This is a genomic window from Saccharopolyspora sp. NPDC050389, assembly GCF_040655595.1.
In the GTDB taxonomy this organism is placed as follows: domain Bacteria; phylum Actinomycetota; class Actinomycetes; order Mycobacteriales; family Pseudonocardiaceae; genus Saccharopolyspora.
In genome coordinates this window covers 203086-214099 of record NZ_JBFAKG010000002.1, presented here as the reverse complement: position 1 = coordinate 214099, position 11014 = coordinate 203086, and the positions used below count along the sequence as shown (strand labels likewise).

Genomic DNA, 11014 nt, shown 5'->3' with positions numbered 1-11014 from the left:
CCATGACGAACCCGTTCGAGGATCCGGGCGCGGAGTACTACGCGCTGATCAACGAGCAGGACCAGTACTCGCTGTGGCCCGCCGCGATCGACGTGCCCGCCGGGTGGAGCGTCGCGCACGGCCCCGCCGACCGGGAGTCCTGCGTCGACCACATCGAGGTGAACTGGACCGACATGCGGCCCGCCCGCTGATGGCGACGCTGCTGCGCGGTGTTCGCCCGCAGGTCGCGGTGTGCGTCTGCTACGTGGCGGCGATGTTCATGAACGGCATGGACGCCACGATCGTCAACGTGGCGCTGCCCGCGATCGGCGCCGAGTTCGCCGTCCCGCCCACCGCCACCTCGGCGATCAACGTCGGCTACCTGGTCAGCCTGGCGGCGTGCATCCCGGTCTCCGGCTGGCTCGGCGACCGCTTCGGCACGAAACGGGTTTTCCTCGGCGCCTTCGGGGCGTTCGTCGTCGCGTCGGCGCTCTGCGGGCTGGCCACCGACCTGACGCAGCTGACCCTCGCGCGGGTGCTGCAGGGCGCCGGTGGCGGGGTGATGAGCCCGGTCGCGCTGACCATGCTGTTCCGGGCTTATCCGCCGCAAGAACGGATCCGGCTGTCCCGCGTGCTGCTGCTGCCGACCGCGGTGGCCCCCGCGCTCGGCCCGGTGCTGGGCGGGTTCTTCGTCGAGCACCTCACCTGGCGCTGGGGCTTCTACGTGAACCTGCCGGTCGGGCTGCTGGCCCTGCTGTTCGGCGCGTTGTTCTTGGCCGAGCACGTCGAGGAGCCCGCGAAGCGCTTCGACGGGCTCGGATTCGCCCTGGCCGCACCGGGCTTGGGGCTGGTCATGTTCGCGTTGGAGGCGGTGTCGCAGACCGGACCCGCTTCGCCGCACTTCTGGGCCTGCGGGCTGGCCGGGCTCGGCTGCCTCGCGGTGCTGGTCCGGACGCAGTTGCGGGCCGAGCAGCCGATGCTCGACCTGCGGCTGCTCGCCGACCCGTCGTTCCGGCGCGGCAGCCTGATCCTGTTCACCTGCGTCGCCGGATTCCTCGGCACGCTTTACGGATTCACGTTGATGTACCAGTCGGGACTGGGCGCGTCGGCGTGGGAGACCGGGCTGGTGACGCTGCCGAAGGCGATCGGGTTGATGATCGCCTCGCAGCTGGTCGGCTGGGCGCACCGCAGATTCGGGCCGCGGCGGCTGATCGCGGCCTCGATGCTCGGCGCCGCGGCGTCGTTCGCGCTGATGAACACGATCGGCCCCGGCGACGCCTGGCTCGCCGCCACCGTCCAGCTGGCCTCGGGCTTCTTCGTCGGCGCGGCCTCCGCCGAGCTGCAGGTCGTCGCCTTCGCGACGATCGACAAGTCCGCGACCGGCGGAGCCTCGACGCTGTTCAACGTCCAGCGCCAGATCGGGTCCGCGCTGGGCGTGGCGATCACCGCGACCGTGCTGGCGGCCGCCGGCACCGACGGGCTCGGCGGCTACCACCTGGCGATGCTGGTGTCGGCCGGATTCGCGCTGGTGGGCGTGATCCTCGCGGCGCGCATCCCGGATTCCGCGCCACTGGGCCGGAAACTCGTCGCCGGGCGGCGGTAGAGATCTGAGCCACCGCGGGGAAGACAACGACCGACGTCTGTGGTTAGGTTAGCCTTAACTGACATGATTACGGGCGGCAGGAAGGAATGCATGACCGATGGGAACCGCGGATCGAATCCGGCGCAACCGGCCCCCGGCGCGCGACCTGCAGGTGCTGCGCACAGCTGAACTCGGCCCGTCGATGCGACGGATCACCCTGGGCGGCGCGGAACTCGCGGGATTCCTGGACGAGCACACCGGCCCGAACGTCAAGGTCTTCGTGCCGCAGCAGGGGCAGCAGAGCCCGGTGCTGCCGGTGGTCGACGAGGACACCGGCCGCTACCGGTGGCCGGAGCTGCACGAGCGCCCGACCATGCGCACCTACACCGTGCGCCGCTACGACGAGGGCCGAGGCGAACTCGACATCGACTTCGTGCTGCACGGCGAGCACGGCGTGGCCTCCAACTGGGCGCGGGGTGCCCGCCCCGGCGACCGGCTCGGCGTGATGGGGCCGGGCGGCAAGACCTGCCGGGCCGCCGACTGGTACCTGCTCGTCGGCGACGAGACCGCGCTGCCCGCGATCTCCGCGATCGTCGAAGGCCTGCCGCCCACCGCGCGCGGCCAGGTGTTCGTCGAGATCGGCGACTCCGCCTACCAGCAGCACGTCGAGACGCCGCTGGACATGCGGTGGACCTGGCTGCCCCGGGAAGGCGTGACCGCCGGCCGTTCGCAGCGGCTGATCGACGCCGTGCAAGGGCTGGAAATGCCGTCGGACGTGGACGTTTCGGCGTGGGTCGCGGGAGAATCCGGAATCGTCCGCGGCATCCGGCGCCACCTGCGCGCGGACCGCGGCATGGGCGCGCAGTCGGTCCTCGCCATCGGCTACTGGAAATACGGCATGGCCGAAACGGAATACCACGACAAGCACAACCACGACCGGGACTGACGACCCGGTCCGGGCCCCGGCGCGATCCAGCGGATTTCGCCGGTAAATCCGGGTGCCCGCGAAACGGTGCCGGCGAAGCTGAGGGGAAGACGTGTCTTCGGTCGACGAAAAAATTCACGACGTGCTGGGAATCGGATTCGGACCGTCCAACCTGGCGCTGGCCATCGCCATCGAGGAGCACAACCGCACCGCGCCAGAGGCCGACCGGCTCGACGGCGTGTTCTTCGAGCGGAAGGCGGCGTTCGGGTGGCACCAGGGCATGCTGATCGACGGCACCACAATGCAGGTGTCGTTCCTCAAGGACCTGGTCACGATGCGCAACCCAGCCAGTGACTTCTCGTTCCTCTCGTACCTGCACGACCAGCAGCGGCTGGTCGACTTCATCAACCACAAGACGATGTTCCCGACCCGCGTCGAATACCACGACTACCTGGAATGGGCCGCCGCCCGGCTCGACGACGTCGTGCGCTACGACTCGGAGGTCGTCGAGGTCCGGCCCGACGGCGAGCACTTCGAGGTGGTGGTGCGCCACGGCGGCCGGCCGACGGTGCACCGGGCGCGCAACGTCGTGCTCGCGGTGGGGCTGGAAGCGAACCTGCCGGCGGGCGCGGAGCCCGGCGACCGGGTGTGGCACAACCTGGATCTGCTGCACCGCGTCGGCGAACTCACCGACGCGCCGCGGCGTTGTGTCGTCGTCGGTGCCGGGCAGAGCGCCGCCGAGGCCACCGAGTACCTGCACCGGACGTTCCCCGCCGCCGAGGTGTGCTCGGTGTTCAGCCGGTACGGGTTCAGCCCGGCCGACGACAGCCCGTTCGCCAACCGGATCTTCGACCCGCAGGCGGTGGACGACTTCTACGCGGCGTCCCCGGAGGTCCGCGGTGACCTGATGAACTACCACCGCAACACCAACTACTCGGTGGTCGATCTCGACCTCATCGAGGAGCTTTACTCGCGGGCGTACCAGGAGAAGGTGCGGGGCGAGCAGCGGCTGCGGATCCTCAACGCCTCCCGCGTCACCGACGTTTCGACGCGCGCGGACGGCGTGGCGGTCACCGTCGAGTTCCTGCCCTCGGGCGAGCGGACGGTGCTGGAGTCCGACGTGCTCGTGTACGCGACCGGATGCCGCCCGCGCGATCCGTTCGGGCTCCTCGGCGAGGCCGCCCGGTACTGCGCCCGCGACGACCAGGGCCGGTTGCAGGTGGAACGCGACTACCGGATCCGCACCACCGACGATCTCCGGGGCGGCATCTACCTCCAGGGCGGCACCGAGCACACCCACGGCCTCACGTCGTCGTTGCTGTCGAACGGAGCGGTCCGAGCGGGCGAGATCCGCGACTCGATCATCACCCGCCGCCTGGCACCGGAAACCACCCGCGACTACGCCCTGACACCAGGCTGAAATCGCCACTGCGGCGGGCTTCCAATTCTGCCTGACATTGGGAGCCCGCTCGCCGCACCGGCTCGAAACGCGGGCCTCTCGTGTTCCCGATTCTGCCTGAAATTGGGAACTTCCGATCGCCGGCGTGCGGATTCCCGGGTGGGGCGGATTCCAATTTTGTCTAAAATCGGAACGTCTTGAACCCGGGGATTGGCCGGGAGCGGGGCGCTGCGGGCGCGTTGTAATCGCGGGCACAGCCGGCGTGGCCGGGGAACAAGGGCAACGGCCCGGTGGTTGGGTTTGGCGATGGAGACTGATGCGACGCCGGAGCGCGAGGGCAGCGTGACCTCTTACCAGGACGATCCGATCAGGGGCGTGGCCCGCGGCGATTCGCCCGTGCCGCTGTCGGTGCTCGACCTGTCCACCGTCGGCGTCGCGCACAGCCCGACGGATGCCTTGAACACCACCACCGAGCTGGCGCGCGGCGTCGAGCAGTGGGGATTCCACCGGCTGTGGGTCGCCGAGCACCACGGCATGCCCGGCATCGCCAGCTCCGCGCCCGCCGTGGTGATCGCGCACCTCGCCGCGCACACCACCAGCCTGCGCCTGGGTTCCGGCGGCGTGATGCTGCCGAACCACGCGCCGCTGGTCGTCGCCGAGCAGTTCGGCACCCTCCAGGCGCTGCACCCCGGCCGCATCGACCTCGGCATCGGTCGCGCTCCCGGCACCGACCAGGCCACCGCCCGCGCCCTGCGGCGCACCACCGGGCCGCTGTCCGCCGACGACTTCCCGCAGCAGCTCGGCGAACTGATCGCCTTCCTCGGCGACGACTTCCCGGTCGACCATCCATACGCCGCGATCCAGTCCGTGCCGCACGGCCCCACGCCGCCGATCTGGTTGCTCGGCTCCAGCGGTTTCAGCGCGCAGCTGGCCGGCGAGCTCGGCCTGCCGTTCGCCTTCGCGCACCACTTCAGCGCGCGGAACACGCTGCCCGCGCTGGAGCTCTACCGGCAGTCGTTCAAGCCCTCGGAGGTGCTGGACAAGCCGTACGCGCTGATCGGCGTGCAGGCCATCGCCGCCGACACCGACGAGGAGGCGCTGGACATCATCCGGCCGGTCGCGCTGAGCATGCTTCGGCTGCGGCGCGGCATGCCCGGCAAGCAGCCGACCCGCCGGGAGGCTCGCGAGTACCCGTACTCCGAGCTGGAGCGGAGCTTCCTCGACAGCTGGCTGGCAGATGCCGTGCACGGCGCGCCGGGCACCGTCCGGGCCGGGCTCGACGAGCTGCGCGAGCGCACCGGCGCCGACGAGCTGATGCTGACCGCCAACGTCCCGGACCGGGACAGCAAGCTGCACTCCTTCGAGCTGATCGCCAAGGCGTACCGGATGATCTAGCCGATCGCCAGGTGGGCGCCGCCACTCTTGTTCGAGGTCGGCGCAGGTCCTCCTGACGTGTGGCGTACGGTCTATTGACACCGGTCTTTCTAAGCACGAGGCGGGATTGAGGGATTGGCGTGAAGCCTGGTGTGCTGGCGTTCTACCGGATCATGGCGTACGTCACCGCGGTGCTGTTGATCCTGCTTTGCGCGTCGATGGTGCTCAAGTACGGCCACTACGCCGGTCTGTGGGCGGAGGGCTCCGCGACCCAGCAGCTAGGCGTGACGTGGACCTTCCGGATCGGCGTGGCGCATGGCTGGCTGTACATGGTCTACCTGCTCGTCGCTGTGGTCGCCACCACGCAGCTCCGCGCGCCGATCGGCCGGATGCTGCTGGTGCTGCTGGCCGGCACGATCCCGTTCGGCGCGTTCGTCGCCGAGCGCAAGGTGACGCACTGGCACGAGCTGCGGATGGCGGGCAAGCCGATCGTCGAGCCGCAGAGCCCCGCGAAGTCGGAGGAATCGCGCGCCTCATGACAGCCATCCCCGAGTCCGCCGCTCCCGAGTCCGCCCCGCCCGCCGGTCGCCGGCGCGGCGTGCTGGCCGCCTACGTGGCGTTGACCAAGCCGCGCGTCATCGAGCTGTTGCTGGTCACCACGATCCCGGCGATGTTCCTCGCGCAGCGCGGCATCCCGTCGCCGTGGCTGGTCGTCGTGACCCTGCTCGGCGGCGCCATGTCGGCCGGTGCCGCGAACGCCCTCAACTGCGTGGCGGACTCCGACATCGACGCGGTGATGCACCGGACCAAGAAGCGCCCGCTGGTGCGCTACGAGGTGCCGCGGCGCAACGCGCTGATCTTCGGCATCGTGCTGGGCGTGGTGTCCTTCGCGGTGCTGTGGCTGGGCGCGAACCTGCTGGCGGCGATCCTGGCCACGGTCGCGCTGCTGTTCTACGTCTTCGTCTACACGCTGGTTCTCAAGCGCCGGACCTCGCAGAACATCGTGTGGGGCGGCGCGGCGGGTTGCATGCCCGTGGTGGTCGGCTGGGCCGCCGTCACCGGCAAGGTGGAGTGGCCGGCGCTGGTGATGTTCGGCGTGGTGTTCCTGTGGACGCCGCCGCACTTCTGGTCGCTGGCGATGAAGTACAAGGACGACTACGCGCGCGCCGGCGTGCCGATGTTGCCGGTGGTCGCCACCACGCGGCAGGTGTCCGCGCGGATCCTGGCCTACAGCTGGGCGACGGTGGGCTGCACGCTGCTGCTGGTGCCGGTGACGAGCTGGGTGTACCTGGCGTTCGCGGTGCTCGCCGGGGCGGCGTTCCTGATCGTCGCGCAGCGCATGCACGTGGCGGTGCGCAACGGCCGTGCCTTCAACCCGATGAAGCTGTTCCACCTGTCGAACTCGTACCTGGCGCTGCTGTTCGTGGCGATCGCGGTGGACGCCGCGGTCGGCCTGCCCGCCGTGGTCTGAGCCGCTACAGCCGCAGGTGCAGCCGGAGGGCGTTGTCGAGTCTCTCCAAGGTCTTGCGCGGTAGCGTGCCGATTCTGTTGCCGAAGCGGTTCACCGCCACCGCCCGGATCTGCTCGGCCTGCGCCTTCGAGTCGTTGGGCAGGCCGCATTCGTCGGCCCGCAGGAGCACCTGGAACGGGTGGACCCGGTCGACGTTGGACGTCACCGGCACGACGGTGATCACCCCGCGGCCCGCGCGCTGGGCGCTGCGGTTCGCGGCGTCGTTGCTGATCACGACCGCGGGCCGGGTCTTGTTGGCCTCCGAGCCGCGGATCGGTTCGAAGTCGACCCAGTAGATGTCACCGCGACGCATCGACGATCCCGTCGGCGGCCGTCGCGTCCCACAGCCGCGCGTCGTCGCTGCCGTCCCATTCCTCCCAGGCGCTGGCGTAGGCGTCTTCCAGATCGGCGCTGCGCAGCAGGTTGATCGCCTGGTGGATCACTGCCGAGCGGGATGGTGCGCCGATCTGCTGGGCATACTCGTCGACGAAGCTGACGTCTTCGTCGGCCGGAGCGCGCCGCGCGCAACGCGGCCAGCAGCGGTTCGCGGTCGCGGCCGCGCAGCCTGGTGAGCAGGAACGGGTCGGCGTCCAGCATCGGGGCCAGCACGTAGTGCACCGCCGTGGCGTGCGCGCACGGCTCGATCTTGCTGGTGCAGGTGCATGTCGAGCCGAGTTCGCCGGGGCGCGGGAACAGCGACAGATCCACGTGGCGCAGCGTGTCGTCGACATCTTCCGGCAGCTCGCCCTGCAGCAGGGCGGCGGCATGCCGGAGCTGACCGGCGAGCGCCTCGACGGCCGTTTCCCAATCGTCGTCGGCGAAAGCCGGTAGCGTCAGGGCGACGTCGTGGGCCTGGCTGCGCGCTTGCACCTGGGCGCGGATCCGGCCCGGCTCGACGACCAGGCCCTGCACCGCGCCCTTGCGCGCCAGCGATCTTCCGTGCGGCAGCCGCGGGTTTGGGTAGGTGGCGCCGAGTGACTCCAGCGCGCGCCGCCAGCGCCGTCCCCACCACGTCGCGCCGAAGGATTCCGTCCGCTGCTTGCCGCTCATGAGTCCTCCGTGGACAGTTCGACGAGTTCGCGCAGCGCGTCGTCGGTCAGTTCGGCCAGCCAGGTCTCGCCGCTGCCGATCACCGAGTCGGCCAGGGCTCGCTTCTGCTCCAGCAGGTCGGCGATCCGCTCTTCGAGCGTCCCGTGCGTGACCAGCTTGTGGACGTGCACGCGGCGGGACTGGCCGATCCGGTGCGCCCGGTCGGTCGCCTGGTCCTCCACCGCCGGATTCCACCACCGGTCGTAGTGCACGACGTGCGTCGCGCGGGTCAGGTTCAGGCCGGTGCCGCCCGCCTTCAGGCTGATGATCAGCAGCGGCGGGGCGGTGTCGTCGTGTTGGAAGGCGTCCACCATCGCCTGCCGCCGCGCCGTCGTGACGCCGCCGTGCAGGAACGGGACTGCGGGCAGGCCCAGCTCGGCCGCCAGGTGCTCGGCGAGCAGTTCGCCCATCACCCGGTACTGGGTGAACACCAGCGCCCGGTCGTCGGCCGCCACCACCTCGGCCAGCATCTCGGTGACGCGGGTGAGCTTCCCGGAACGGCCCGGAAGCGGCCCGGCCTCGCCGAGGAATTGCGCGGGATGGTTGCAGATCTGCTTGAGCGCGGTCAGCAGCTTGAGAATGCGCCCGCGCCGACCGATTCCGCTGCCGAGGCCGTCGTCGAAGGTGTCCCGCACCGTCCTCCGGTACAGCCCGGCCTGCTCGTCGGTCAGCGTGCAGGTCACCACCGACTCGACCTTCGGCGGCAGGTCGGTGGCGACCTCGCTCTTGAGGCGGCGCAACAGGAACGGCGCGACGACCGAACGCAGCCGCCGCGCGGCGTCGGCGTCCTGCCAGCGCTCGACCGGCACCGCGAACCGCTCCTTGAAGCGGGGGAATCCGCCCAGGAGGCCGGGATTCGCGAAGTGCATGATCGACCACAGCTCGGCGAGCCGGTTCTCCACCGGCGTGCCGGTGAGCGCCACCCGGGCGCCTGCGCGCAACCGGCGGGCGGCCTGCGCGGTCTGCCCGGCGTGGTTCTTGATCTGCTGCGCCTCGTCCAGCACCACGACCTCCCAGTCCACTTCGGACAGCAGGCCGGCGTCGGTGCGCAGCAGGGGATAGGTGGTGATCACGACGGAGCCGGGCGCGAACGCGTCGGGCGTGGTGGGCCGCCTGGGGCCGTGATGGCGCACGACCGGCAGCTTCGGCGCGAAGCGGTGGAGTTCGCGCTGCCAGTTGTCCACCACCGACGTCGGGCACACCACCAGCTGCGGCCGCGCACCGGCACGTGCCGCCAGCAGCGTGATGGTCTGCAGCGTTTTGCCGAGCCCCATGTCGTCGGCGAGCACCGCGCCGAATCCCAGCTCGGCCATGCTCTGCAGCCAGGCCGCGCCGCGCTGCTGGTAGCCGCGCAGCGTCGCGTCGATGCCGACCAACCGTGGTTCTCGCGAAGGTTCGCCGAGCCGCTCCACCAACTCGCGCAGTCGGCCACCGGCGGACACCTCGACGTCGCCGAGCTCGGTGGCCCGGCGTCCCTCCAGAACCGCCGCCAGCGCTTCGGACTCCGACAACCTCTGCGTTTTCCCGAGCACGGCACGGACGTTCCTCGCCTCGTGCACGTCGACGCGCACCCAGCGGCCGTGCCAGCGCACCAGCGGGCGGCCCGCCGCGATCAGCTCGTCGAGCTCGTCCGCGGTCAACGCCCGGTCGCCGATGGCGGCCTCCCAGCGGAACTGCGCCGAATCCAGGGAGTGGAGGCGGGCCCGCAGGCGGCGCACCCCGGTGAGGTCGGTCGGCACGTCGACGGCGATGCCCGCGGCGGTCAGCTCGGCCTCGCCGGTGGCCAGGAACTCCGCCGCCTGCGCGACGTCCAGCCGGGCTTCGGTCGGGCGTTGCTCGGACAGCGCCGCGTCCAGCGGCGGGAAGATCCGGGCCGCCTCGGCCAGCCCGCGCACCAGCGAATCCTGTGGTGCGCCGATGGAACCGCCCGGCAGCCGGAGCGTCGCGGAGCCGGCAGACCAGGCCCGCTCGGCCGGCACCGACACCTTCCGGTCGGCGGCGGCCTGGAGGTGGAAGCTCAGCGCCCACGGTGCGCCGTCATCGGCGGGCACCTCCAGGCGCAGGCGGAGCCGGCCACCGAGCGGACCGGGCGGGCCCGCCGGAAGCGGCCGGGCCCACGCCAGGACCTCGGTCCTCGCCTGCTCGTCGAGCCGCACGGCCGGATCCGGGCCGGTCAGCGCGGTGACCCACCTGCCTCCCCAGGAGCCGTTCCCGGCGATCGCCGTGCTTCGCGCGCACGCGTCCGCGACGGCGTCGCCGAAGGCGGCGAGGAGTTCCGCCGCGCTCCAGAGCACGCCGTCGCGGCGCAGCGCGTGCGCGGCCGGAGGCAGGGCCTCGGCGAGCGCGGCGAGCCGGTCGTCGTGCGGGTTCGCCAGGCGCCAGCAGGCGACGTCGTCGCGCGCCTCGGGCACCAGGTGTCCGGCGGCGACGTGCTCCAGTGCCAGTTTCGCGGCGACGCTCCAGGCGATCAGCGAGTCGCCGGGACGGCGCCAGCCCGGCCACCGGTCCGGGCTCGGCAGGGCCGCGAGCGGCGCGAGCGCGTAGCCGATCGGGATCAGCACGGCGGGCACGTCGGCCGCCTCGACCTCGCGGCCGGACGGCAGGACGGTCGGCAGTTCTTCTTGCGCACCAAGGGGAAACCCGAGGTCGCTCGCCGTCGCGGACGGGTCGTCGGTGCCCCACAGGGCGAGGTGCCCGGCGGATGGCAGCGGGCCGCGCGGCCGGAAGGTCGCCTGCAGCCGCGCCGGGATGCCGGATGTTCTGGTGCGTGCCGGAGCGGTAATGGGTGTCCTCCGTTCAGGCCGGTCGGCGGGCACAGTTGTCCCCCGAACGCGATGCCACGATTTCCCCGCCGCCGACGAACGGTACACAAGAATCGTTGCGCTGCCCAGAAATCCTGTTCAGCGCGCTATTTGACAAATGCCGCAGATCCTGTCCTCGAACTGATTTGACAAATCATCGAAGATGCCATCCAATGCGTCGCTGACCTGCGAATCCACCGCTGCGGAGGCGCCGCGAATAACGCGGTTCCGGTGCGGCTTCCGAACGGGGCCGTGGGGGGTTTTTGGTGGGGTTTGGTGGCCAAAAACTCACCGGCCCCCGGGGGGGCGGAAGCGGGGGCGTTAAGCAGAATTAGGTAAATTAAGAAGCGGGGTT

Annotated in this window: 10 protein-coding genes; 7 read left to right on the top strand and 3 right to left on the bottom strand. The window is 70.9% G+C overall.

The window, feature by feature from the left end; all coding sequences use genetic code 11:
* Positions 1-2: 2 nt before the first annotated feature.
* The 7 genes from AB0I53_RS02335 (at position 3) to AB0I53_RS02305 (ending at position 6730) form a co-directional block, all read left to right on the top strand.
* On the top strand, positions 3-191 hold the full coding sequence (locus AB0I53_RS02335; RefSeq protein WP_358595141.1) for an MbtH family protein: 189 nt from the start codon (positions 3-5) through the stop codon (positions 189-191).
* Positions 191-1582 carry an MDR family MFS transporter gene (locus AB0I53_RS02330; RefSeq protein WP_358595138.1) on the top strand — a complete coding sequence of 464 codons (1392 nt, stop codon included), beginning with the start codon at positions 191-193 and terminating at the stop codon, positions 1580-1582. The genes AB0I53_RS02335 and AB0I53_RS02330 overlap by 1 nt, the downstream gene beginning before the upstream one ends.
* Positions 1583-1679: 97 nt before the next feature.
* On the top strand, positions 1680-2507 hold the full coding sequence (locus tag AB0I53_RS02325; protein WP_358595135.1) for a siderophore-interacting protein: 828 nt from the start codon (positions 1680-1682) through the stop codon (positions 2505-2507).
* 91 nt (positions 2508-2598) lie between these two features.
* Positions 2599-3906, top strand: coding sequence for a lysine N(6)-hydroxylase/L-ornithine N(5)-oxygenase family protein (locus AB0I53_RS02320; protein WP_358595133.1), 1308 nt, complete (start codon positions 2599-2601; stop codon positions 3904-3906).
* A 285-nt stretch (positions 3907-4191) separates the two neighbouring features.
* Entirely contained in the window at positions 4192-5280 is a 1089-nt protein-coding gene (locus tag AB0I53_RS02315; protein WP_358595130.1) for an LLM class flavin-dependent oxidoreductase, read from the top strand.
* Between the two features lie 119 nt (positions 5281-5399).
* Complete coding sequence (locus AB0I53_RS02310) at positions 5400-5798, top strand: DUF3817 domain-containing protein (protein WP_358595129.1); 399 nt, start codon at positions 5400-5402, stop codon at positions 5796-5798.
* A complete protein-coding gene (locus tag AB0I53_RS02305; protein ID WP_358595127.1) occupies positions 5795-6730 on the top strand; it encodes a heme o synthase in 936 nt (311 codons plus the stop codon). Before AB0I53_RS02310 ends, AB0I53_RS02305 begins: the two co-directional genes overlap by 4 nt.
* Positions 6731-6734: 4 nt before the next feature.
* Here AB0I53_RS02305 and AB0I53_RS02300 read toward each other — a convergent pair whose 3' ends face one another.
* Genes AB0I53_RS02300 through AB0I53_RS02290 form a run of 3 tightly spaced genes read right to left on the bottom strand, consistent with a single transcriptional unit; the run spans position 6735 to position 10674 of the window.
* Positions 6735-7082 carry a type II toxin-antitoxin system PemK/MazF family toxin gene (locus AB0I53_RS02300; RefSeq protein WP_358595124.1) on the bottom strand — a complete coding sequence of 116 codons (348 nt, stop codon included), beginning with the start codon at positions 7080-7082 and terminating at the stop codon, positions 6735-6737.
* Positions 7001-7819 (bottom strand): hypothetical protein, encoded by an 819-nt coding sequence (locus AB0I53_RS02295; RefSeq protein ID WP_358595122.1) that lies wholly within the window; start codon positions 7817-7819, stop codon positions 7001-7003. Before AB0I53_RS02295 ends, AB0I53_RS02300 begins: the two co-directional genes overlap by 82 nt.
* The gene (locus tag AB0I53_RS02290) at positions 7816-10674 is read right to left on the bottom strand and encodes a DEAD/DEAH box helicase (RefSeq protein ID WP_358595118.1); all 2859 of its coding nucleotides are present in this window, start codon (positions 10672-10674) and stop codon (positions 7816-7818) included. Before AB0I53_RS02290 ends, AB0I53_RS02295 begins: the two co-directional genes overlap by 4 nt.
* Positions 10675-11014: the final 340 nt, after the last annotated feature.